Source organism: Geotoga petraea, from assembly GCF_900102615.1.
Lineage (GTDB): Bacteria > Thermotogota > Thermotogae > Petrotogales > Petrotogaceae > Geotoga > Geotoga petraea.
In genome coordinates, this window is sequence record NZ_FMYV01000005.1 from 32,414 (window position 1) to 54,242 (window position 21,829).

Below are 21,829 nucleotides of genomic sequence, written 5' to 3' on the forward strand. Positions count from 1 at the left end.
AACCCTTCTTTGGTTTTATTTTACTACCTATTCGGTGTTTTTACACAATTTATTTTACAGACTCATGTAATTTTCACATACTTTTTATATTTATTTTCTATATTTCCCTCTTATCGACATAATTAACATACCTCCAAAGCAGTTTTGTAATTTTTATTAATTACCTGTCTACTTTGGAGGTATCTTTACAAAACTATAGACTAAAAAAATATTTTTTGATTTTTTCTGACATAAACTTTCTTCTTTTTTTTAGAAAATCATCATAGTCTTCAAAAGTCATCTCAAATACTTCTAAAGGTATAGCATTTTCTACTAAATTTTCTTTCAAATCATTTTGATCAATTATTCCTCCATATATACTATCTTTAGTTCTACATTGCTCTAGAAGTTCATTGAAATACTTTTGAGGAGATTTATCTTTTACTTTTATGTTAATCTCCGATTGCATATATACATAATTTGCTACTTGGTTATAGATGGAACTAGTATTAAAACCATTTTTTTGAAGGTATTTTTTAGGAAAAATATGATGTATATCACCTTTTTCCTCAACTAAATCTTTAACAGTAATATCTTTTGACAAAAAACCTTTATCTCCTAATTTAACTTGAGCTATTATAAAAACACTAAAAAAAGGACTTCTTCTCGATGATGCTTCTAACTTAGAAGGTAGTATATTTTCCCAAAAGTTATCAAATAAAGCATTTTCTATTTCATTTCTTATAAATTCAACGTGATTTTGCTCAATTCTTTTTATATCATAATCGAAAGCTGACTCTGGCGAACCAGAATATCTTCCTGTTAATATACTGAAAATGACCCATTTTCTTACATAAGTTTCTATTTCTGCAGGATTTACCTTTTTATCTTTTAGTTTTAAATATAATAGATATCCAAAATTTAAAACATTTTTTGATTTTATAAGTGAACTCGAAACTATTCCTGCGGATTTTAGAATCATGATAAATCTTTTGAAATTATTTTCGTTAATAAAGTCTAGTACCGCCTCTTCTAACTTTGAAAATGAATTTTCTACTATTTCTTCTTTATACTCCCTAGTTTCAAAATCTCTACCAGATAGTAAGCTAACTAAATCTGTCAATCTACCTCTATTAAAATTTTTAGCAAAAACAACTCTTATAAGATCTTTGTATTCGGGGGAATATACGTCTTCGTTATATTTAGATACCCATCTTATTTTATTGAGGTATTCAGTATTAGCAAAATCTTTATCATTATTAAAAATAATATCGAAATCAGTTGGGTTTTCTATTAAATGACAAAAATAATCAATAATCTTTCTTATAGTATTTCCTTTGAACGTTTCATTAACAGCTATTTTTGACATGACAAAATCAGCTTGAGAAAGTTCTACCCCTTTTGAATTTATTCTAATAAAAATTTCTGTTACTGTTTCTATATCTAAAGAATGAGATAATTCTATCATACCAATAAGTTTATGCTTTATATGATATAGGTTGTCTAATGCATCCCCTATCTTATCTACTTCGTTTATGTCTTCTATTCCATTTAACTTAGAATATTTTCTTGTCAATTGCCTTGTACTGATTTGTTCTTTGTGAATTAATGAAATGTCATATATCCATTCTTTATTTTTTTCTATTGCTGGATTGGCCACTTCAAATTTTTCTTCTTTTGGGTTGAAAGAAATAGTAATATTCTTTTTCTTATAGTCTTTGTTTATAACTTTTTGTCCTAATAAAGAAGCCGTTAGAGCCATTATTCTTTGTTGACCATCTATAATTATTTTTCTGCCTTCAGATTTTGAACCATCCTTTAATTTTATTTCAGCGCTTTTCCAAGTGATCAAATATCCTATAGGATAACCCTTGTATAATGAATCTATCAAATCCCTTACTTTTGATGAATCCCAAACAAAAGGTCTTTGAATTTCAGGTATAGCAATTTCTTTTGATTTGATCCAAGATAAAATAGTTTCAATTGAATTATTGTTAACTTCGTACTTTGACATTTTTAATCCTCCTTATTTTCTAACTTCACTTAAATTCTACAACAAAACTATGTTAATTAGTTAAACAGTTGATAGGTTAATTTTATTATCTAAAGATTCAATAATAATTTTTCTTATCCAACAATTGCCAATATTGATTTCATTTTGGCAAGTGTTGGTTATTATCTATATAAAAAGCATCCTTTTAAAGGATGCTTAGTTTTATTTTTTATTTCTTTCAATTTTTCTCTTTATTCATACAACATTTTTTGCCACTACCGCAAGGGCATGGATCGTTTCTACCGATTTCCTTTTTAGGTTTATTTAAGTTTGATAATCTTCTTATTTCTTTTGGAGTGTGTCCGTTGTTTTCCCACATTCTTGTATTGTTATAGAATTTTATGACTAATTCGGATAATTTTCTTACTTGATCTTCACTATCAAAAATGATTCCCCTTCTTTGGAATTCGTTAATTATTGTGCTGAATTTGTTCGACATAGAACAGCCTATTTGTATGTCGTCTAATATTTCTTCTGCGTATTCTTTGTCATCTTTTACTATTTCTTTTTTTACAAAATTCAGTAGCTCGTAGTAATGTTTGTCTTTTTCAAAGTAATATGAATCAAGATATTTTATAAATTCAGTTTTATTTGGTATGTAATATGGTTTATTTTTTTTCATTTTTAGGTATTCCACTGTATCTTCATAGTTTATTAGAGCATCGTTAACATTGTAAATATCTATAAATTTATCTTTATGAATTGTTCCATATAAATTTACAGCAGCGACTAAGTATTTTTCTACTTCGTTCATCTCACTTTCGCTTTTTTTGTATTTATCATTCGATTCTCTCATAATTATTAGTAATTCTTCAGTTGAATAACCATTTTTCCACCAAGATTTTGTGTGAAAAGTAAACTCTAATAATTTTTCTGATAAAGTTGTAAGAGAATTTTTAGTTATATTTTCAATATTCAATTCATTTTTAAAAGTTTCTACTAAATCATCATTTTTTTTGTATATTTTTACTAAATTACGAAGTATTGCCATTACATCATTTAGCTTTTTTTCATCATCTAAGTAATTTTCTTTTATATAATTTTTCAAATCATAATATTCTTCATAATCTTCAAAATATTTGTCATCTTTATATTTGAGTAGAATTTCTTTTTTAGGAATATAATACGGAGCTTCTTCTTTATTTCCTTTCAATTTTTCAAATATTTCGTCTCATTTACTACATAATGCACAAAATAATCATCTACTGCTTCTATTTTATTTTGTGTAAGATATTCTTCATCTAGTTTTTGATTATCTACTTTCATTTCTGTTAAGCTTATATTTTTTATTTTGTCATCATTTTGGCGATTATATATTTTTATAACCATGTCTTTTTGAATAATGCCCTGTAGATTAACTAAAGAGATTATATAGTCTTCAATTAATCCCATATAAATCACCCCCTTTTTATTTAAATTATAACATTTTTAACTTTTATGATACAAATTTTCAATGATATAATATATACAAAGGGAGATGTAATTATGAATTATGACGATACTATAAAGTTTTGGAACAATGTTTTTTCAAACGAAAATACAAAAAAATTAGATAAACCTTTACCTTATCCAGAATTGGAAAAGGCTTTGAATTGGTTAGCAAAAGGTTCTGACAGTGTTCTGGATTATGGTTGTGGAGATGGAGTTTTTTTGGCAAGAAGTTATTATTTGGGTATTGAGAATGGGTTAGGTATTGATATCAGCCAAGAGGCTGTTCAAAAAGGAATGGCTAACCTTGAAGAGAATAATATAGATAGTTATATTATAGAAAAAGGGAATCATCTCAAATTAAATGAAATACAAGATAATTTTTTTGATTCTGCTATTCTTTCAAATATATTGGACAATGTTTTACCTGAAGACGGAATGTTTATTTTGGAAGAGATTCACAGAATTGTGAAACCAGATGGAAAAATATTGATCAAACTGAATGATTATATAGAAGGCGAAGATGTTTTAAGCAATAAAGAGATTTTTAAAGAAGAGCTACAAAAAAATTTTTATCTCGAAACTTCTGGACTATATTTTCACAATTTATCTGATTCTAATCTTGAGGAAATTATTAAATCGCAATTTCGTGTAGAAGATAAGTTTTTTATATATTTTAAAAATACTAATAAAAAAAATAGAATATGGCTTTTGAGAAATAAGCTCTTGCCCTAATACCATTATGCACCTATTTTTTACAATGTAATATAAGTGGTAAAGAATTACTGTAATTTTCTTTTTTATAATTACCATAAAAATTTATATTTTTGAACCCAACTTCTTTTAAATATTTTTCTAATTTATTTTTCTTGATTGGATACAAGGTAATTCCATTTTCTATTTTTTTATTTTCATCTTTTACATATAGTTTTGTTTTGAAAATAATGGCATCATTTTCAAATTCATAGTATCTTTCAAACTTTATTTTATCGTTTTCAATTAATGGCAGTTCATCAATTTTATTTTGATAAACATAATCATAATTCAGAATTTGTATAACTAACTCTCCATTATTTTGTAATTTATTATATACTTTCTCTAAAAATATTTTTTTATGTTTATTTTTTATATGGACTAACGTATTACCTAAACTAATTATCAAATCAAAATTTTTAGAGTAAATAGTTTCAATTTCCATCATATCTCCAGTTTTAAAATCTATGTTAGTTGTCTTTCTTTTTGCTATTTCAATCATATTTTGGTTTAAATCCAAACCATGAAATTCTTTCTCAGGATATTTTTCTTTTAATTTTATTAACAACTCTCCTGTAGAACAGCCTATGTCCAAAACATTCTTTTTATCTTTCGATATATCGCTTATAAAATCTATCTTCAAGGGTTTTACAGGAAATATATATTCATAATAAATGGAAATATCTTTATACATTTTATTCCTCCTTTATTTTTTATTAATGTTATATAATTTCACAAAACCATCTATTGTAAAATCTTCTTGATCTGATAAGTCTTTGTTTATCTTCTTGAAAAAACAGCTTGGTATTTCGTTAAGTTCTAAATTCTTTTTTATACAAAGAGTACACCCTTTATCATGGTTTGATGGATGATTTGGACAGTCAAAATCTTCACATGTGCAAAAATCTATTTTCATTTTTTCATCTCCTAACTTTCTTTTTACTATTATAGCAAATAAGTGGTCTAATTTTTCATATTTGTTATTAATCGGATATAATTCAATTTTGTAAACAATACTTTAAGATTTTTAATGTGTTTAATAATAAAAATAATTATACGCTTTACACTGTTGTAATTGAATGTAAATTGTGATATAATGTTTTTGGTCTGTATAAAGTTTAGAGAGGATCTTATTTTATGACAAATGAAGAGATAGGCGTAATTTTCCAAAACATAATGCAGAGCAAGAATGTAGGCCTGTTAGTCTTGAAAAATGATAAAGTAAGGCATATTAATAAAAATTTTAAAAATTATCTTAACACTTTGGGAATAGAAGCTTCCTATAAGACTTTGTTAGATATCAACGAAAACTATAATCAAGATTTTCAAATTTATAAAAAATATTCTTTTTTAGAGAACTTATTAGAAAAGTATAAAAAATTCAACTCAAATGATAATGAAGATAGGACACATCATACGATGGCCCTTTCTAAAAGTAATTTGGAACTTTTTTATACTGGTTTTGTACACAACGGAGAAAAATACAATGTATTCACTTTAAAACCTCTTCATAAAAATCTTAAACTTATGAACAACAAATTTTTTGAACTTTTAAAAAACATAAGTAAACTATCTACTGAAATTCTTTCAAATTCAAACTTTAAAAGTTATGATGTTTTTAATCAAATTTTTTCCATTTTAGAAAAAGAAATGATGCTGGATGCTTTTATTATTTCATTAGAAGATGACGACTTTATGTACATTAATTTTGGTAAAATAAAAGCTCATGACCTTTCCGATTTATATTTGCCAAAATATTCTTTAACTGGATATGTTAGTACTCAAAAGCAAAGTATCTACATAAAAAATTCTTTAGAAATAGATATGCAGGAAGGATTTAAAATATTTCACGCTTCAAAACCAGAAGTTTATTCGGTATTTGGAATTCCTTTTGATGTTGGTAATGGTTTAAAAGGGGCCATTTTATTTGAAAGAAAAGGTTATGATAGCTTTTTAAAACCTGAAATAAAAATTTTAGAAGAGCTCTCATATACTATTTTATCCATTTTAAAGTTTGCAAAGTTGTATGAAGACTTGAACAACGAGAAAGAAAAAATATATGATCTCGCCATAAAAGACAAGCTTACTAATGCTTACAACAGGGTTTTTTTAGGCGAATACTTAGAAAATGCGCTGGAAAAAGCTAAAAGATATGGTGAAAAATATGTTTTGATTTTTGTAGATATCGACGGCTTTAAAAGTATAAATGATAAACATGGACACAATTATGGAGATACATGCTTAGTTTTCTTTGCAGAAACAATTTTTAATTGTATAAGAAATTCTGACATTTTAGCAAGATATGGTGGGGACGAATTTTTAATAGTTTTAAACGAGACAAGTTTGTCAGAAGCAAAAAAGATTATTGACAGAATAAACATAAAACTTCAAAATTCTCTTTTTAAACTTTCTATTTCTTATGGATTGCTGGAGTTAGACAAAAATTTAACTATTGAAGAAAACCTAAACATAGTAGATAATTTGATGTATAAAATGAAATACAAAAAATGAAGCAGAACTAATCTGCTTCATTTTTTAATTAATTATAAAAGGTAAAGATCTTGCATTTCTCATAAAAATATCAAAGGATTTCTTTTCTTCTAGCTCATAAAAAGATATTATATCCCAATTTGGGATTTTGAACTTATTTGTTTCGCTCAATTCATCATAGAAATTAAAAGACATAGAAATTCCATCTGAAACTCTATTAGTAATTATATCTCTTGGTTCGCTTTCATATCCATATAAAATATTACTTTGACTTGGGTCAGAAAATTGAAGCAAAACCCAAGGTAATCTTACTTTAATCCTTTTCCATTCTTTTATAACTGCATCCAAGTTACTGGGGTCGTCAGCATTATTTCTTAATCATTTTTTAAAACATATTCTCCTACATCTTTTTCATAAGTATCAAAAGCTATATAAAATGTTTCTGTAAAATCGTTTTCAAGATAAATATCAAGAGAAAAATAGTCATAATCATAGTTATATAATATATTTTTTTCATATTATCCCCCTGATTTTTATTTTGACATATTATCATTATATACTAAAATCATTTTATTTTTTTATATATTGTTTTTATGTTATTTTGTTTTTAAAATGTTTCTTCTTTTAAAAATCTATCAGTTGCGTTTTGCCAAGATTGCATTTTTGTTCCTGTAACTCTTTCAACTTTTGAAATATCTAAGACAGATGACTTAGGCCTTTTCGCTTTGAGATCAAAGTCTTTTTGTTTTGCTTTAATCAATTCTCCTTTCCAACCTACCTCTTTTAATATATATTCAGCCCACTCGTATCTTGTACAGGATGTATTTGTTATGTGGTATATTCCATATTTTTTTGTTTTAAGTAAATTCATTGTTGCGATTACCAAATCTTTTGTATAAGTTGGAGAACTCTTTTCGTCTGTTACGACTTTCAGAGTTTCGTTGTTTTTAGCCCATCTAATAACTTTTTTTACAAAGTTATCCCCGTTCTGACCAAATAGCCAACTTGTTCTTATTAAAAAAGTTTTTTTGTTTTCCTTTAATTCTTTTTCGCCAAGAGCTTTACTTTTCCCGTACTTATTGATGGGATTAGTATTATCTTTTGTGCTATAATTCCCTTTTTCACCTGAAAATACGTAATTTGTTGAAAAATGTATTAATTCGAAATTTATTTCTTTAGATATTTCTACCAAATTTTTTACCCCTTTAGAATTTATTAGGTAAGCTTTATTCCAATTATTTTCTGCTTCATCAACATTTGTGTATGCAGCACAATTTATTATATGGGTTATATCTTTGTAACTTTTTAAGAATTCTCTCATCTGTTCTAAATTAGTTATATCAAAATTAGATTTATTTGTACTAAGATAGTCTATTTTTCCCATGAAAAAATATTTTGAAAATTCTTTCCCTAATTGCCCATTAGCCCCTGTTATTAGTACTTTCATTTTTTCACCTCAATTTTGTTGTTATTGAATAATAGCTTCTTAAATTAAAAAAATTGGCATATTTAAATATGCCAATTTTTTTTATTATTCATTTAATTTTTTTTCTATTTCTATTGTTAAAGCTTCTGCAGTCGCCAAATTTGTGGCAAGAGGTACATTATGAACATCACAAACTCTGAGAAAAGCTGAAACATCTGGTTCATGAGGTTGGGCAGTTAAAGGATCTCTCAAAAAAATTACAAAGCCTATTTCTCCAGTAACCAGTAAAGCACCAATTTGTAGGTCTCCGCCCATTGGTCCAGATTCATAAGTTTTGATATCTAAACCAACTTTTTCTTTTAATAATTTTCCTGTAGATTTTGTTGCATGTAAATTACACTTATGAAAAACTTCTTTCCACTCTCTTGCAAACATCACTAAATCAAGTTTTTTCTTGTCATGAGCTATTAGGGCTACGCTAATTTTTTTATCTTCCATAGGTTACATCTCTTTGTTTGATATTGCTTTAATCATTTTAACTGTATTTTTAACGTCTTCGTAAGAGACCATTTCGTGAGGTGAATGAATGTATCGAGTAGCAATTGATATTGTACATACAGGAATACCAGATTTTGTTCTTTGATACCCCATGGCATTTGTTCCTCCACCAAATAATACTTCAAATTGATAAGGGATTTTTTCTTCAATTGCAGCATTTTTAATAAATTCCACTACATTTCTATCTGATATAGTTGCGTTGTCTTTTATTTTTATACAAGGGCCATCACCAAGTTTCATGTTCATTCTTTTAATAGCTTTTGGGGTATCCAAAGCCTTAGTAACGTCAATTGCAATTGCCATATCCACATCGTAATCGTATGAAGCAACAGAAGCTCCAACTATTCCAACTTCTTCTTGAACAGTGAAGGCAAATATTACGTTGTTTTTTGGTTTGTCCATTTCCTTTATAGATTGAATCATCGTAGCACAAGCTATTCTGTCATCCATAGCTTTTGACACTAAATGGTCTCCAAGATCGTGAAATCCAGTTGCGTATGTTCCAAATGTTCCTATTGGAGCCATTTTTTCTGCTTCTTCTCTTGTTTTTGCACCAATATCTACAAAAAGTACATCTAAGTTTAGGTGAGAATGATTTTCTCTCAATTCTTTAGTTGTTTCTCCTTCAATCCCTACAACACCAATGTTTCCGTTGAATTGAAATTGAGTCCCTACTAAGTTTAAAGGATTTTGTCCTCCTACTGCGTCCACTTTTAAAAATCCGTTGTCGGTTATGTGAGTTACTACAAGTCCAATTTCATCCATGTGCCCATCGAACAAAACGGTTTTATCTGAAGTACCTTTTTTTATAGCTATTAAATTACCCAGCTTATCTATTTTTATTTCATCTACATGATCTTTTATCTCGCTTTTTATGAATTCTCTTATTTCATCTTCTCTTCCACTTGGTGAATATATTTCGGTAATTTTTTTAATTAATTCCTTCATTCTGCAATCATCCTCCCATCAATTAACAATTTCTCAGTTATTTTATACACACCGTCATAATCTTTTAAATTGATTATTGTGTTTGGTGAATGTAAATATCTACAAGGTACAGAAATTACTCCAGCTGGAATACCCCCTAAACTTTTTGCAAGTCTTGCTGCATCTGTTCCACCAGCTGTTCTCATTTTGTACTGATATTTTATTCCCATTCCTTTTGCTGTTTCCACTATATTTTCAAATATTTTTCTTTCGAGAACAACTCCTGAGTGCATAAAGGTTAAGACTGGTCCGTCTCCTAAATGAGTCGCCCATTTTTCTGGCTCATTTTCTGGGTTGTCTCCTGCAGTTGTACCTTCTAAGATCAAAGCTGCATCTGGATTTATGTATTCAGCAGCAACTCCACTACCTCTTAGGCCTGTTTCTTCTTGGACAACAAAAGCAAAATAAGTATCGTATTCAGGTTTAGTATTGTTGTTTTTGAAGCTTTCTAAAATATTCATCATTACTGTACAACCTGCTCTGTCATCAAAAGCTTTAGAAAGAGCATAGTCTCCGTTTTCATAATATTTAACGTCAAATGTAACCATGTCACCAAGATTGACTTTTTTCTTTGCATCTTCATCTTTTTTGAATCCACATTCTATTTTTAAAGAGTCATATTTGGCTACTGAAGAAGTTTCTTTTTCTAAATGAATTGGTTTTGAGTTAACTACTGCAGGGATTTCATTTTTAATCAATAGTCTTTGAGATTTTACAACTCTTGGGTCGACTCCACCAACCATTGATATTCCCAATTTTCCGTCTTTGTGTATTTTTGTTACTAAAAAACCAACTTCATCCATATGTGCAGCAACCATAACTCTTTTAGAGCTATTTTTACCTTTTTTTAAAACGATCATATTACCCATTACGTCTTCATATATGTCATCATACATTCCATCTATTTTTTCTTTTATGAACTCTTTAACTTTTTCTTCGTGCCCTGATACTCCCATTAATTCTGTCATTTCTTTTAAATACTTTCTCATTTATTTCCACCTTCTTCATATGCGTATAATGCAAGAAGTTTTGCTGTAAGGTCTATATCGTTTACATTTACAACTTCTACAGGTGAATGCATGTTGTATATTGGTATAGATAATAAGCCTGTTTTTACACCATTTTTTGTTAACTGAACAACATCTGTTTCAGTTCCAGTTCCCATAGGAAGAACTTCTATCTGATGATCAATATTTTCATTTTTTGCAATATCTGTAAGCTTTTTATTAACTTCTTTGTTAATAGCAGCTCCTATTCCTATAGCTGGTCCTTTACCTATTTTCATAGTCTCTATGTTATCAGGCAAATCTTCAGCAAAAGTAACATCTACTATAATCGCGTTGTCTGGATGAATATCATAAGCCATACCTTTGGCTCCGACAAGACCCACTTCTTCTCCTTTATTAAAAGAAAGGTACAATGTCCCATCGAATTTGAATTTTTTCAAATAATCGAGGGCTTTTATGATTGAGACAACACCTGCTCTATTATCTATTGCTTTTCCTGATATCGTTTTGTTTTCTAATTCTTTTGATTTAGCTTCAACAACTCCTATATCCCCAACATTTAAACCTTCTGTTCCGCCAGAGATAGAAAAGTCAACAAAAAGCTCGTCAAAAGAAGGTGATTGCCCTCTTTTGTCTTTGTCTTGCAAATGTGGTGCCAACATTCCAATAACACCAAGTTTGTCGCCTTTTTCAGTTTTGAATATAACTCTTTTAGCTATTAAAGTTCTTGGATCTACCCCACCAACCATTTCTACTCTAACAAAATCTTTATCTACTATTTTTGATATTGCTATACCAATTTCATCTATATGTGCAAAAAAGGCTATTTTTTTGTCGTCATTTCCATATTTTGCAACAAGACTTCCAGTCCCTCTTTTTGATATCTCAATTTCTGAATTTATTTCTTTTAAAGTTTCTTCTACTATAGAGTATGTATTATGTTCCCATGAACTTACTCCAAAGCTGTCTGACAATTTTTTCAATATCTCGGAAATATCCATTACAAAACCTCCTTATACTAAATTTCTAAAGATTCAACAAGAGCTTTATCGTTTTCAACTCTTATGGAAACTGGAGCATCTGGCCATTCATGATTAAAAAAAGGTATTTCTGCTATTTCTATTAATGACGATTCCATTTTAGAAGCTATAATAAAAGCATTTCTTTTATTAGTCAAACCAGCTCTAATAACTCCAAAGACTTTTCCATATACAATAACGCTCCCGCCTGCATTAACTTCTGCTCCTGAATTAACGTTTCCAAATATAATAATGTCCCCCGGATTATCTATTACCTGTCCGGATCTTACGTGTTTTCTATATATTTTTGTACTTGAAAGGTCGAGTTCTTTTTTTTGAGACTTTGAAGGAGGTAATTCCCCAAAATATGCTCCTGCTAATTTAAGATCAAGAGTCCTTGCAAACTTAGCAATTTTAGGGAGAAGATTATACTGGCTTTCGTCTTTTAAATAAATGTAAAAACTGTCCCCAAATTTGAAAAAGTTTTTCATCGTGTTTAACTTTTTTTGAAAATACTCAAACAAATCTTTTTGAGTGTAACCTTCTTCAAAGTAAAATACAATGTCTCCGTCTACGATTTTAGCAAATATAAAATCTTCCATATTGTCACTCCCCCCCAATAAACTTCTTTCTATAATATAATACCACAAAAAGTTTTCTCATTAATATTTGAAATAAAGAAAAGAGAGTTAATTAGCGTGAAATTTTTTTCATTATGTAATTAAAATACTATTATAATAAGCGTTTATGAATTTGTATTATTACAGATATTATTGTAAAATAAAGTTGTATATATTAAATATTTTTTGGGGGTGCAATAATGGCACATAATGATGACATTGAAAAGATTGTCGAACAAAAAAAAGAATGGGAAGAAAAACAGGTAGAAAAGACCGTTAAAAAATTCCCTGAAAGGAAAGAAGAATTTAAGGGTACTTTTGATGAAGAAATCAAAAGACTCTATACACCAGAAGATACTAAAAATATGGATTATAGCAAAGATCTTGGGTTCCCCGGTCAATATCCTTTTACAAGAGGTGTTCAACCTACTATGTACAGAGGTAAATTCTGGACAATGCGACAATATGCGGGATTTGCCAATGCTGAGGAATCAAACAAAAGATATAAGTATTTATTAGAACAAGGACAAACAGGTTTGTCTATAGCTTTTGATTTACCAACTCAAATTGGTTATGATTCTGATGACGAGATGTCAGATGGTGAAGTTGGTAAAGTTGGAGTTGCAATTGATTCTCTTGCCGATATGGAAATCTTATTTGATGAAATACCTTTGGATAAAGTTAGTGTTTCCATGACCATTAATTCTACTGCTTCTATATTGTTGGCAATGTTAATTTCAGTAGCTGAAAAACAAGGAGTTTCAAAGGATAAAATAAGAGGTACTATACAAAACGACATTTTAAAAGAATATATTGCGAGAGGAACTTATGTTTTCCCGCCTGAACCATCAATGAAAGTTATTGTAGATATTTTTGAATATGGTTCAAAAAATCTTCCAAAATTTAATTTAATTAGTATTAGTGGCTACCACATTAGAGAAGCAGGAGCAAATGCTGCTCAAGAAATTGCTTTCACTCTTTCAGATGGTATAGCTTATGTTGATGCAGCCATCAAAGCTGGACAAGATGTTAATGTTTTTGGTAAAAATTTATCGTTCTTCTTTAACGCACACAATAATTTTCTTGAAGAAATTGCAAAATTCAGAGCCGCAAGAAGAATATGGGCTAAAATAATGAAAGAAAGATTTAACGCTACAAACGAAAGAGCTATGAAATTGAAATTTCATACTCAAACTGCGGGTTCAACTCTTACTGCACAACAGCCTATGAATAATATAGTTAGGGTAACTCTACAGGCTCTTGCTGCTGTAATGGGAGGCACTCAGTCATTACATACAAACTCTTATGACGAAGCACTTGGACTCCCAACAGAAGAATCGGCAACTATTGCGTTAAGAACTCAACAGATAATCGCTTATGAGTCTGGAGTTACAGACACTATAGATCCATTTGCTGGCTCGTATGCTGTTGAAGCACTAACAGACGAAATAGAGAAGAAAGCTTGGGAATACATAGAAAAAATAGATGAAATGGGCGGTATGGTTAAAGCAATTGAAAATGGTTACGTTCAAAAAGAAATTTTGAATACGGCTTATGACACCCAATTAAAAATTGAAAACAAGAAAGATGTCATCATTGGGGTTAACAAATTCTCTACTAAAGAAGAAAACCCAAGAGAAGTTCTTAAATTAGATCCTACTGTTGAAGAAAAACAAAAAGATAAATTGAAAAAATTGAGAGAAAAAAGAGATAATAAAAAAGTTGAAAATGCTTTAAAAGCTCTTAAAAAGGCTGCTAATAGCGATGAAAATTTGATGGAATATATTATTGAAGCTGTGCAGTCTTATGCAACATTGGGAGAAATAACAAATGTTTTAAGAGATGTATACGGTGAATACAACGAATCAGTCATTTTATAAAACTAATAATTGTTTTTCATTAAGGAGGAAGACAAAATGGAAGAGAGAATCAGAGTTGTTATTGGGAAACCCGGACTTGATGGGCATGATAGAGGGGCAAAAGTAGTATCAAGAGCTTTGAGAGATGCTGGCATGGAAGTGATATATACTGGAATAAGACAAACACCTTCAGAAATTGTAGAAACAGCAATTGAAGAAGATGCTGATATAATTGGTCTTTCAATTCTTTCAGGGGCTCATATTAGATTAAGTAGTAAATTGATAGACAAAATGAAAGAAAAACACGTCGAAAATATTCCCGTATTTTTGGGAGGCATTATTCCTGAAGACGATATCCCAGAATTGAAAAACATTGGAATAGCAGAAGTATTTGGTCCAGGTACTCCATTAGAACTAATTATACAGAAGGTGAGAGATATTGTCTTGGGCAAAAAAGTATGATCAAATAATTGATGGCTTTAATAATGGTGAAAAATATGCACTTGCCAAGATGATAACGCTGGTTGAAAATAATCCAGATGAAGCATGGGAAATTATTCAAAAACTACCAAAACCCAATAAACAAGCACATGTTATTGGCATAACAGGTAGCCCTGGAGCTGGGAAGAGTACTTTAACTTCAAAATTAGTAAAGGATTTATCTGAAAAACACAAGATTGGTATTATTGCAGTTGATCCAAGTAGCCCTTTTTCAGGCGGAGCCTTCTTAGGAGACAGAATTAGGATGAGACATTTATCTGGAGAAAATGTATACATAAGAAGTGTGGCGTCTCGTGGAAGTGTTGGGGGCCTATGTGATTCGATATATGATATAGTGGACGTTATGAATAGTTATGGATTTGAAAAAATAATCATAGAAACTGTTGGAGCTGGTCAATCTGAAGTTGAAGTTGTGTATGTAGCTGATACGATTTTATTGGTTATGTCTCCAGATTCTGGAGATGAAGTACAGATGTTTAAAGCTGGAATAATGGAAATAGCAGATATATACGTAGTTAATAAAAATGATTTGCCTGAAGCTTCAGGATTTTTGGCTCAGTTGAAAAATACTCTATCTTTGGAGTATGAAGAAAAGTCAAAAAGAAAAATATTCAGTATTAGTGCTTTAAAGAATGATGGTTTAGACGAATTAATGGAAGATTTATTAAATCATAAAGATAAGTTAATAGAAGAAGGACTTTTAAAAGATAGAATCATTAGGAGAAGAAAAAGAAGAGCAAGAAGTAACATAATTAGAAAGATAGATTTGTTCGTTAAAAATTATGATCCTGACAATAAAGATTTATTTGAAATAAAAAGGGATATTATTGGGCAAATAAGCAAGGAGGAGTTCAATGAAGGGTAAAATAGATCACATTGGAATTGCTGTCAATTCCATCAAAGAATCTATAAAACTGTATAGTGAATTGCTTGGTGTTAAACCATCTGGAGAAGAAGTTTTAGAAGAAAGAGGATTGAAAGTAGCTTTTTTAGAAATGGGAGATACAAGAATAGAATTGTTAGAACCTTTGAACGAAAATTCTCAGGTTTCAAAGTTTTTGTCGAAAAAAGGTCCAGGCTTTCACCATATGGCTTATGAAGTAGAAAACGTTGAACAAAGCATTGAAAAAGCCAAAAATTTGGGGTTTAAACCACTTACTGATGAGGGACAACCTGGTGCCCATAACACGACAATAGTATTTTTACATCCAAAATCAGCCAATGGAATCCTCACAGAGTTAGTACAACACAATAAATAGGAGGTTTATATAATGTCTGATAAAAATTTTGATAATTTATTGGAAGATTTTCGTGAAAAAGATGAGTCTCTTAACTACGGTGGTGGAAAAGAGAAAATCGAAAAGCAACATGGAAAAGGTAAATTAACTGCAAGGGAAAGAATAGATCTTTTACTTGATGAAGGATCTTTTGAAGAGATAGATAAATTTGTAAAACACAGAAGTACTTATTTTGGATTGGATAAAAAATCTTTTCCATACGACGGTGTAGTTACTGGCTTTGGAACTATCAATGGCGAAAAAGTCGCTGTTTTCTCACAAGATTTTACAGTCCAAGGTGGTTCTTTGGGAGAAATGCACGCCAAAAAAATAATGAAAATCCAGGATTTGGCTATGAAATATGGAATACCTGTTATTGGAATAAACGATTCAGGTGGAGCAAGAATTCAAGAAGCTATAGATGCATTATATGGATATGGTGGTATTTTTTACAGAAATACTATCTCATCTGGTGTTATCCCTCAAATAACTGTTATAGCAGGGCCTTGTGCCGGGGGGGCGGTTTATTCACCTGCAATTACCGATTTTATAATTATGGTTGATAAAACATCCCAAATGTTCATCACAGGTCCTCAAGTTATAAAAGCTGTCACAGGAGAAAACGTAGATAAAGAAAAACTCGGAGGCGCTTTGGTTCATAATTCTAAGAGTGGTGTAGCTCATTTAATTGCAAAAGACGATGAACACGCTATGCAACTTTCAAGAAGGCTTATGTCTTATATCCCTCAAAATAACTTAGACCCAAAACCTGATGTTGATTTTGAAGAGTTCGATTTAAATGAAAGAATATACGATATTGTTTCTCCTAATCCTAAAAAATCTTATGATGTAAGAGAGGTTATAAATGAAATATTTGACAAAGAATCTTTCTTTGAAATACAACCTCACTTTGCTAAAAATATAGTTATTGGATTTTCCAGATTAGGTGGAAAGTCTGTAGGAATAGTTGCAAACCAACCGAATATTTTAGCTGGTTCTTTAGATATTAACGCATCTGATAAAGCTTCAAGATTTATTAGATTCTGTGATGCTTTTAATATACCTGTTATTACCTTTGTTGACACTCCAGGATTTCTACCAGGAGTAGGACAAGAACACGGAGGCATCATTAGACATGGAGCTAAATTGCTGTATGCATATTCAGAGGCAAGTGTTCCTAAAATTTCTGTTATTTTAAGAAAATCTTATGGTGGTGCTTATATAGCTATGTCATCACAACACCTTGGAGCAGATTTTGTTTTTGCCTGGCCTACTGCAGAAATCGCAGTAATGGGACCTGAGGGAGCTGCAAACATTATTTTTGCAAAAGATATTAAAAGCTCTGATAATCCCGAATTAAAAAGACAAGAAAAAATTGAAGAGTACAAAGACAGATTTGCTAATCCTTATGAAGCAGCAGCAAGAGGATATATAGAAGATATAATCGATCCTATAGAAACAAGAAGAAAATTAATGAACGCTTTAACAATGGCTGAAAACAAAGCAGAAGCAAAACCTGCTAAAAAGCATGGAAACATACCTTTATAATTGGAGGGTATTAGATGAATAATGTTGGTTTAATAACAATTAGCGGAATATTTACTGTTTTTACTGTTTTAATTATTTTAATGATTGTTTATTATCTATTTGGTTACTTTGCAAATAGAAACAGTAAAAATAAAGATCATATAAAAAATATTCCGACACCAAAAGAAACAAATAAAAATCCTGAACCAATTTCTAAATTAGAAAACCTTGAATCAAAAAATTCAGATGAAGAAATTGCAGCGATATCTGGAGCTATTTACTCTATTATAGATAGTTCAAAATACAAAATAAAGAGTATAAACAAAAGTAAAAATGTTAGAAAAGTGAATAATTCAAGATGGGGATCTGTTCCCCCAGTTAACACTTGGAGAACAAATAGATAACGGAGGGATATAAATTGTCTAGAATATTTAAAGTAAAGGTAAATGGGAAATCATATGATGTTGAAGTTGAAGAAGTTGAATCAAATTCTTCAAACAAGAAGCCTGATCAAGAATCAAAACCTGAGCCCAATCAAGAAGTCAAAAAAACTGTTCCTACACCTTCACCAGTAAGAAATGAAGAAACAAAAGAGCCTGCGCCAGCTCCATCTTCTGACGGAAGTGAAAAAGAAGTTTTAGCTCCGTTACCAGGTGTGGTAATAGATATTAAAGTTAGAGTTGGAGACAAAGTAAATCCAGGAGATAAGTTAATGGTAATAGAAGCAATGAAAATGGAAAATGAAATCCCTTCAGAATTTACAGGAGTAGTGGATAAAATACTTGTAAGTAAAGGCGATAACGTTGACGGAGATGAGCCGGTAATAATTTTAAAATAAAATAGAACGTTTGAAATTGGGAATAGAAATCTATTCCCAATTTTTTATATGTTATTATTATCTTGCTTTTTTACAAACAAACTTAAAATTAAGCCTAAAACAAAACTCCATACCGCAGCAAGCGTAATTTGCCAATCACTTGGAAGAGCAAAAGTTATCGTATGAGCAGGTATCCAGAACCATATCAAAGTTAATAGAGCTCCTTTTAATCCTTCCTTTGGAACTCTTATTTTAAATCGTAACAAGTTGTCTAAGAACCTATGCCCTATTACCAACCATGGACCAAACATGGCATTTGTAAATACTGATTTGAAAAACGCGTTGTAGAATTCCCCGTCAGGCAAGTACCCTATATTTGTGAGGTGTTCTACAAATCCGGTAAATCCAGAAAAAACAAATTTAATAGCAATTCCAAGTATTCCCCAAACAAAAATTGATCCAATTGTCTTTAATATCGAAATCTTTTTTTTCGATAAAATGTTAGCGGCTATCTCACCTAAAGTTCCCAAAATTGCAAACTGAACAAAAGCTGATAAAAATGGATTTTCAAAAAACATTTAATTACCCCTTTCTGTAACTATCTTTTTTAATTTTCCAATCTTCTCTTCTTCACCAAGAACTATTAAAACATCGCCATTGGTTACTTTAGTTTCAGCCCTTGGATTGAATATATTTTTATTTTCTTTTTTTTGAATTGATATAACTATAAGGTTGACCAAAGATGGTAAAGAAATTTCTTTTAAAGTTTTATTAACCATCCAAGATTTTTCTGGAATTTCAACTTCTTCTAATTGTAATTCTTTGTTTGCAGCTCTTGTTACAGTTTCAAGAAATGTAACAACATTTGGCTGGGTAGCCATATATGCAAGCCTATTTCCAGATATTTCAGATTCCACTAATATTCTATCTATTCCTGCATATTCTAATTTTTTAACAGATTCAGGTTCGTTTGCCTTTGCTATAACCTTTATGTCCTTGTTTATTGTTTTAGCAGTTAAAACTGCGAACAAGTTGTCCACATCAGAAGGTAGGGTTAATATTATTGTAGATGCCTTCTCCATTCCAGCTTTTATCATTACATTTTCATCTTTTATTTCTCCTTGGCAAAAAAGAATGTCTTCCCCAAGCTCTTGTTTTAGTTGTTCTAATCTTTCCATGTTTTTATCTATTACCACAAAATCCTTATGAGATTTTAGAAGATTCCTACAAACAAAAGCCCCTGTTTTACCAGCTCCAATTACTATAAAATGTTTATCCAGATTAGCTATTTTTTTCATTCTTTTTCTTACCCCCATAATATTTTTCATTTCCCCTTCAACAATGAAAGACGTTAGTTGTGATAAAGCATAAACTCCAACTGTAATGCCACTTAATATTATAAAAATAGTGAAGACTTTTGTTGACATACTAATCCCTTCTGGGATTGTATAACCAACTGTACTTAGAGTTACAATTGTAAAAAATAAAGATTCAGTAAATTCCCAATTTTCCAAAATCATGTACCCCGATGTCCCCACAACAAAAACTAAAAATATTATCAATATTGAGAAAATAAATCTTCTCAATTTTTGAATATAAATCTCCAATTTAATCATTCCTTATTATAATTTGTAGTCACTTATATTATAATATAAATACAATTAAAATGATAGATTTATTTTCTTTATTTATCTTTACATTAAAATATGTTATTTTTTGGTTAATATTATAAAACTCAACATATTTTTTGTTATAATTGTCAAGGTATATATCCCGCTCAGAAATGGGCTAATTCCAAGGGAGGAGGTGCAACAATGGCTAGAGAGAGATTCTACGAAACAATGATCGTTATCAAACCTACCCTTTCAGAAGAAGAAAGAACTAATTTAACTGAAAAGGTAAAAGGTTGGATAACAGATACTGTTGATGGAACTATCGAAGAAGAAAAAAGATGGGGTTTGAGAAAATTTGCTTACAGAACTCAAAAAGAAAACTTAAACGAAGGTGACTACACATATTTTGTGTATAAAGCTAACCCTGAAAAAATCAACACTTTAGACGAAAGATTCCATATTACACAAGATATAGTTAGACATCTAACTATAAGAAGAGAAGATTTAGACAAAAAAGCTAAATCAAAAGAATCAAATATAACTGTAGAAGAACCAGTATCCGAAGAAAATTCAGCGGAGTGATTATAAATGTCTATTGCGTATAACAAGATAATTCTTGTCGGAAGACTTACAAGAGATCCAGAAGTAAGGTCAACTGTTAGTGGTTCTAATGTTGCCAATTTTTCATTAGCCGTTGACAGACAATCTAAAAACAATAATGACGTTGATTTTATCAATATAGTTGCTTTTGGAAGACAAGCTGATTTTGCAAGTAACTATCTTTCTAAAGGAAAGCTTATTCTTGTTGAAGGACAATTAAGAATTAACAAATGGACTGATAGAAATGATGTGAAAAGAGAATCTGCTGAAGTTTGGGCTAATAGAATGACCTTTATGGAAACAAAAAAGGCTCAAATGGAGAGTCAATCTTATGACGATATGAACATTGAAGTTGAAGAAGGGTACTCAAACAATAATGATAAAAAGAAGAACGCTATTCAAGATATAGATGATGAATCGTTTTCAGACGAAATGCCTGGGTTCGATGAAGATCCATTTGGAGATATTGAGAGCGATTTAAGCTCTGACGATAATCCATTATAGGATGATGGAGGTGAAATTTAATGGCATATAGAAGAAAGAGAAGAAGAGTAAAAAAATGTAAATTATGTTCAATGAAAGTTAACTACATTGATTATAAAGACTTAAATTTATTATCTGATTATATAAACGAAAAAGGTAAAATATTACCAAAAAGAGTCACAGGGAACTGTTCAAAACATCAAAGATTATTAAGACAAGCTATTCATAGATCAAGACATGTAATGTTATTACCTTACACAACAGATCAATAATAATTTGCGGGAGGCTATTGCCTCCCGTTTGTATTAGTTTAACTCATATGGTAAAATATTTAGGGAGGTGTTGGAATGAAAGTTTTACTACTTAAAGATGTTAAAAATCTTGGAAATAAAAATGAGATTGTAGATGTTTCAGATGGGTACGCAAGAAACTATCTTTTGCCAAAAGGATTTGCAACAGAAGCAGGATCGGGAAAAATAAAACACATAAAAGACATGAAAAAGGTGGAAAAAAAGAAAAAGGAAAACCAAAGAAAAACTTCAGAAGATTTGTTGGAAAAATTACAATCTCACACCTATGAGATAAAAGCAAATGCTGGAGAAAATGGTAAACTTTTTGGAGCTATCACTTCAAAGGATTTAACAAAAAGAATAAAAGAAGTCGCAGGAATTGATTTTGATAAAAAATGGTTTAACGAAAAAATTAATATAAAAGAATTAGGGAAGCATATTATAAGGGTAAAACTGCCCCAAAATGTTAAAGGCGAAATAAAAATTAACGTTATTCCAATTAAATAAACGGTGGTTTTTAAACCACCGCATTTTTTTAGGAG

Annotated in this window: 27 protein-coding genes; 13 read left to right on the forward strand and 14 right to left on the reverse strand. The window is 30.0% G+C overall.

All coding sequences use genetic code 11. The annotated features are described in order from the left end of the window. Window positions 1–193: 193 nt before the first annotated feature. From BLS00_RS06525 to BLS00_RS06535, 3 genes are all read right to left on the reverse strand, one after another. Window positions 194–1,993 (reverse strand): GmrSD restriction endonuclease domain-containing protein, encoded by a 1,800-nt coding sequence (locus tag BLS00_RS06525; protein WP_091403870.1) that lies wholly within the window; start codon window positions 1,991–1,993, stop codon window positions 194–196. A gap of 217 nt (window positions 1,994–2,210) precedes the next feature. Continuing rightward, window positions 2,211–3,185 carry a hypothetical protein gene (locus BLS00_RS06530; RefSeq protein ID WP_091403873.1) on the reverse strand — a complete coding sequence of 325 codons (975 nt, stop codon included), beginning with the start codon at window positions 3,183–3,185 and terminating at the stop codon, window positions 2,211–2,213. Further along, window positions 3,182–3,424 (reverse strand): hypothetical protein, encoded by a 243-nt coding sequence (locus BLS00_RS06535; protein WP_091403876.1) that lies wholly within the window; start codon window positions 3,422–3,424, stop codon window positions 3,182–3,184. The genes BLS00_RS06530 and BLS00_RS06535 overlap by 4 nt, the downstream gene beginning before the upstream one ends. A 93-nt stretch (window positions 3,425–3,517) precedes the next feature. Here BLS00_RS06535 and BLS00_RS06540 point away from each other — a divergent pair, with 93 nt between their 5' ends. Then, window positions 3,518–4,195, forward strand: a complete 678-nt coding sequence (locus BLS00_RS06540; protein ID WP_167849031.1) for a class I SAM-dependent methyltransferase — start codon at window positions 3,518–3,520, stop codon at window positions 4,193–4,195. A 13-nt stretch (window positions 4,196–4,208) separates the two neighbouring features. Here the strand turns inward: BLS00_RS06540 and BLS00_RS06545 are convergent, their stop codons facing one another. Both BLS00_RS06545 and BLS00_RS06550 read right to left on the reverse strand, forming a co-directional pair. Further along, window positions 4,209–4,907: a class I SAM-dependent methyltransferase gene (locus tag BLS00_RS06545; RefSeq protein WP_091403884.1), complete on the reverse strand. Its 699-nt coding sequence runs from the start codon at window positions 4,905–4,907 to the stop codon at window positions 4,209–4,211. A gap of 12 nt (window positions 4,908–4,919) precedes the next feature. Continuing rightward, entirely contained in the window at window positions 4,920–5,129 is a 210-nt protein-coding gene (locus BLS00_RS06550) for a DUF6485 family protein (protein WP_091403888.1), read from the reverse strand. 221 nt (window positions 5,130–5,350) lie between these two features. Here BLS00_RS06550 and BLS00_RS06555 point away from each other — a divergent pair, with 221 nt between their 5' ends. Then, window positions 5,351–6,724, forward strand: a complete 1,374-nt coding sequence (locus BLS00_RS06555) for a GGDEF domain-containing protein (protein ID WP_091403890.1) — start codon at window positions 5,351–5,353, stop codon at window positions 6,722–6,724. A gap of 24 nt (window positions 6,725–6,748) precedes the next feature. Here the strand turns inward: BLS00_RS06555 and BLS00_RS06560 are convergent, their stop codons facing one another. From BLS00_RS06560 to BLS00_RS06590, 7 genes are all read right to left on the reverse strand, one after another. Then, complete coding sequence (locus BLS00_RS06560; protein WP_091403893.1) at window positions 6,749–7,051, reverse strand: hypothetical protein; 303 nt, start codon at window positions 7,049–7,051, stop codon at window positions 6,749–6,751. A gap of 259 nt (window positions 7,052–7,310) precedes the next feature. Then, complete coding sequence (gene rfbD, locus BLS00_RS06565) at window positions 7,311–8,150, reverse strand: dTDP-4-dehydrorhamnose reductase (protein WP_091403895.1); 840 nt, start codon at window positions 8,148–8,150, stop codon at window positions 7,311–7,313. A gap of 84 nt (window positions 8,151–8,234) precedes the next feature. Next, entirely contained in the window at window positions 8,235–8,627 is a 393-nt protein-coding gene (locus BLS00_RS06570) for a methylglyoxal synthase (protein ID WP_091403898.1), read from the reverse strand. Window positions 8,628–8,630: 3 nt separating this feature from the next. Next, window positions 8,631–9,635 (reverse strand): M42 family metallopeptidase, encoded by a 1,005-nt coding sequence (locus tag BLS00_RS06575; RefSeq protein WP_091403900.1) that lies wholly within the window; start codon window positions 9,633–9,635, stop codon window positions 8,631–8,633. Next, window positions 9,632–10,663 (reverse strand): M42 family metallopeptidase, encoded by a 1,032-nt coding sequence (locus BLS00_RS06580; protein WP_091403903.1) that lies wholly within the window; start codon window positions 10,661–10,663, stop codon window positions 9,632–9,634. Before BLS00_RS06580 ends, BLS00_RS06575 begins: the two co-directional genes overlap by 4 nt. Further along, entirely contained in the window at window positions 10,660–11,682 is a 1,023-nt protein-coding gene (locus BLS00_RS06585) for a M20/M25/M40 family metallo-hydrolase (protein WP_091403906.1), read from the reverse strand. Before BLS00_RS06585 ends, BLS00_RS06580 begins: the two co-directional genes overlap by 4 nt. Window positions 11,683–11,699: 17 nt before the next feature. Next, the gene (locus BLS00_RS06590; protein ID WP_091403908.1) at window positions 11,700–12,302 is read right to left on the reverse strand and encodes a septum site-determining protein MinC; all 603 of its coding nucleotides are present in this window, start codon (window positions 12,300–12,302) and stop codon (window positions 11,700–11,702) included. Window positions 12,303–12,520: 218 nt separating this feature from the next. On the opposite strand from BLS00_RS06590, the gene BLS00_RS06595 reads away from it, so the two are divergent. The 7 genes from BLS00_RS06595 to BLS00_RS06625 are packed head-to-tail and all read left to right on the forward strand — an operon-like array spanning window position 12,521 to window position 18,322. Then, window positions 12,521–14,200, forward strand: coding sequence for an acyl-CoA mutase large subunit family protein (locus tag BLS00_RS06595; protein WP_091403912.1), 1,680 nt, complete (start codon window positions 12,521–12,523; stop codon window positions 14,198–14,200). Window positions 14,201–14,236: 36 nt separating this feature from the next. After that, a complete protein-coding gene (locus tag BLS00_RS06600) occupies window positions 14,237–14,641 on the forward strand; it encodes a cobalamin B12-binding domain-containing protein (protein ID WP_091403914.1) in 405 nt (134 codons plus the stop codon). Continuing rightward, a complete protein-coding gene (gene meaB / locus BLS00_RS06605; RefSeq protein ID WP_091403917.1) occupies window positions 14,619–15,545 on the forward strand; it encodes a methylmalonyl Co-A mutase-associated GTPase MeaB in 927 nt (308 codons plus the stop codon). Before BLS00_RS06600 ends, meaB begins: the two co-directional genes overlap by 23 nt. Next, complete coding sequence (mce, locus tag BLS00_RS06610) at window positions 15,535–15,939, forward strand: methylmalonyl-CoA epimerase (RefSeq protein WP_091403919.1); 405 nt, start codon at window positions 15,535–15,537, stop codon at window positions 15,937–15,939. The genes meaB and mce overlap by 11 nt, the downstream gene beginning before the upstream one ends. A gap of 12 nt (window positions 15,940–15,951) precedes the next feature. Further along, on the forward strand, window positions 15,952–17,505 hold the full coding sequence (locus BLS00_RS06615) for an acyl-CoA carboxylase subunit beta (protein ID WP_091403921.1): 1,554 nt from the start codon (window positions 15,952–15,954) through the stop codon (window positions 17,503–17,505). 14 nt (window positions 17,506–17,519) lie between these two features. Then, window positions 17,520–17,888, forward strand: a complete 369-nt coding sequence (locus tag BLS00_RS06620; protein ID WP_091403923.1) for an OadG family protein — start codon at window positions 17,520–17,522, stop codon at window positions 17,886–17,888. Between the two features lie 14 nt (window positions 17,889–17,902). Continuing rightward, the gene (locus BLS00_RS06625; protein WP_091403925.1) at window positions 17,903–18,322 is read left to right on the forward strand and encodes a biotin/lipoyl-containing protein; all 420 of its coding nucleotides are present in this window, start codon (window positions 17,903–17,905) and stop codon (window positions 18,320–18,322) included. A gap of 44 nt (window positions 18,323–18,366) precedes the next feature. Here BLS00_RS06625 and BLS00_RS06630 read toward each other — a convergent pair whose 3' ends face one another. Together BLS00_RS06630 and BLS00_RS06635 are read right to left on the reverse strand one after the other, a co-directional pair. Further along, a complete protein-coding gene (locus BLS00_RS06630) occupies window positions 18,367–18,879 on the reverse strand; it encodes a hypothetical protein (RefSeq protein WP_091403927.1) in 513 nt (170 codons plus the stop codon). Continuing rightward, window positions 18,880–19,917, reverse strand: a complete 1,038-nt coding sequence (locus BLS00_RS06635) for a potassium channel family protein (RefSeq protein WP_091403929.1) — start codon at window positions 19,915–19,917, stop codon at window positions 18,880–18,882. Window positions 19,918–20,115: 198 nt separating this feature from the next. Here BLS00_RS06635 and rpsF point away from each other — a divergent pair, with 198 nt between their 5' ends. The 4 genes from rpsF to rplI all read left to right on the forward strand — a co-directional run bounded on the left by rpsF (window position 20,116) and on the right by rplI (window position 21,794). Next, window positions 20,116–20,496 carry a 30S ribosomal protein S6 gene (gene rpsF / locus BLS00_RS06640; RefSeq protein WP_091403931.1) on the forward strand — a complete coding sequence of 127 codons (381 nt, stop codon included), beginning with the start codon at window positions 20,116–20,118 and terminating at the stop codon, window positions 20,494–20,496. Between the two features lie 6 nt (window positions 20,497–20,502). After that, entirely contained in the window at window positions 20,503–21,018 is a 516-nt protein-coding gene (locus BLS00_RS06645) for a single-stranded DNA-binding protein (RefSeq protein WP_091403934.1), read from the forward strand. 20 nt (window positions 21,019–21,038) lie between these two features. Next, entirely contained in the window at window positions 21,039–21,269 is a 231-nt protein-coding gene (rpsR, locus tag BLS00_RS06650) for a 30S ribosomal protein S18 (protein WP_091403937.1), read from the forward strand. Between the two features lie 75 nt (window positions 21,270–21,344). Beyond that, window positions 21,345–21,794 (forward strand): 50S ribosomal protein L9, encoded by a 450-nt coding sequence (gene rplI, locus BLS00_RS06655; RefSeq protein ID WP_091403940.1) that lies wholly within the window; start codon window positions 21,345–21,347, stop codon window positions 21,792–21,794. Window positions 21,795–21,829 lie beyond the last annotated feature (35 nt).

Excerpts from the sequence above, each read along its gene's own strand:
- BLS00_RS06540 (WP_167849031.1), top strand. The coding sequence starts at position 3,518 with ATGAATTATGACGATACTATAAAGTTTTGGAACAATGTTTTTTCAAAC.
- BLS00_RS06550 (WP_091403888.1), bottom strand. The coding sequence starts at position 5,129 with ATGAAAATAGATTTTTGCACATGTGAAGATTTTGACTGTCCAAATCAT.
- BLS00_RS06545 (WP_091403884.1), bottom strand. The coding sequence starts at position 4,907 with ATGTATAAAGATATTTCCATTTATTATGAATATATATTTCCTGTAAAA.
- BLS00_RS06535 (WP_091403876.1), bottom strand. The coding sequence starts at position 3,424 with ATGGGATTAATTGAAGACTATATAATCTCTTTAGTTAATCTACAGGGC.
- BLS00_RS06580 (WP_091403903.1), bottom strand. The coding sequence starts at position 10,663 with ATGAGAAAGTATTTAAAAGAAATGACAGAATTAATGGGAGTATCAGGG.
- BLS00_RS06645 (WP_091403934.1), top strand. The coding sequence starts at position 20,503 with ATGTCTATTGCGTATAACAAGATAATTCTTGTCGGAAGACTTACAAGA.
- rpsF (WP_091403931.1), top strand. The coding sequence starts at position 20,116 with ATGGCTAGAGAGAGATTCTACGAAACAATGATCGTTATCAAACCTACC.
- rpsR (WP_091403937.1), top strand. The coding sequence starts at position 21,039 with ATGGCATATAGAAGAAAGAGAAGAAGAGTAAAAAAATGTAAATTATGT.
- rfbD (WP_091403895.1), bottom strand. The coding sequence starts at position 8,150 with ATGAAAGTACTAATAACAGGGGCTAATGGGCAATTAGGGAAAGAATTT.
- BLS00_RS06525 (WP_091403870.1), bottom strand. The coding sequence starts at position 1,993 with ATGTCAAAGTACGAAGTTAACAATAATTCAATTGAAACTATTTTATCT.
- rplI (WP_091403940.1), top strand. The coding sequence starts at position 21,345 with ATGAAAGTTTTACTACTTAAAGATGTTAAAAATCTTGGAAATAAAAAT.
- BLS00_RS06620 (WP_091403923.1), top strand. The coding sequence starts at position 17,520 with ATGAATAATGTTGGTTTAATAACAATTAGCGGAATATTTACTGTTTTT.
- BLS00_RS06575 (WP_091403900.1), bottom strand. The coding sequence starts at position 9,635 with ATGAAGGAATTAATTAAAAAAATTACCGAAATATATTCACCAAGTGGA.
- BLS00_RS06630 (WP_091403927.1), bottom strand. The coding sequence starts at position 18,879 with ATGTTTTTTGAAAATCCATTTTTATCAGCTTTTGTTCAGTTTGCAATT.
- mce (WP_091403919.1), top strand. The coding sequence starts at position 15,535 with ATGAAGGGTAAAATAGATCACATTGGAATTGCTGTCAATTCCATCAAA.
- BLS00_RS06570 (WP_091403898.1), bottom strand. The coding sequence starts at position 8,627 with ATGGAAGATAAAAAAATTAGCGTAGCCCTAATAGCTCATGACAAGAAA.
- BLS00_RS06585 (WP_091403906.1), bottom strand. The coding sequence starts at position 11,682 with ATGGATATTTCCGAGATATTGAAAAAATTGTCAGACAGCTTTGGAGTA.
- BLS00_RS06590 (WP_091403908.1), bottom strand. The coding sequence starts at position 12,302 with ATGGAAGATTTTATATTTGCTAAAATCGTAGACGGAGACATTGTATTT.
- BLS00_RS06595 (WP_091403912.1), top strand. The coding sequence starts at position 12,521 with ATGGCACATAATGATGACATTGAAAAGATTGTCGAACAAAAAAAAGAA.
- BLS00_RS06615 (WP_091403921.1), top strand. The coding sequence starts at position 15,952 with ATGTCTGATAAAAATTTTGATAATTTATTGGAAGATTTTCGTGAAAAA.
- BLS00_RS06555 (WP_091403890.1), top strand. The coding sequence starts at position 5,351 with ATGACAAATGAAGAGATAGGCGTAATTTTCCAAAACATAATGCAGAGC.
- BLS00_RS06635 (WP_091403929.1), bottom strand. The coding sequence starts at position 19,917 with ATGATTAAATTGGAGATTTATATTCAAAAATTGAGAAGATTTATTTTC.
- BLS00_RS06600 (WP_091403914.1), top strand. The coding sequence starts at position 14,237 with ATGGAAGAGAGAATCAGAGTTGTTATTGGGAAACCCGGACTTGATGGG.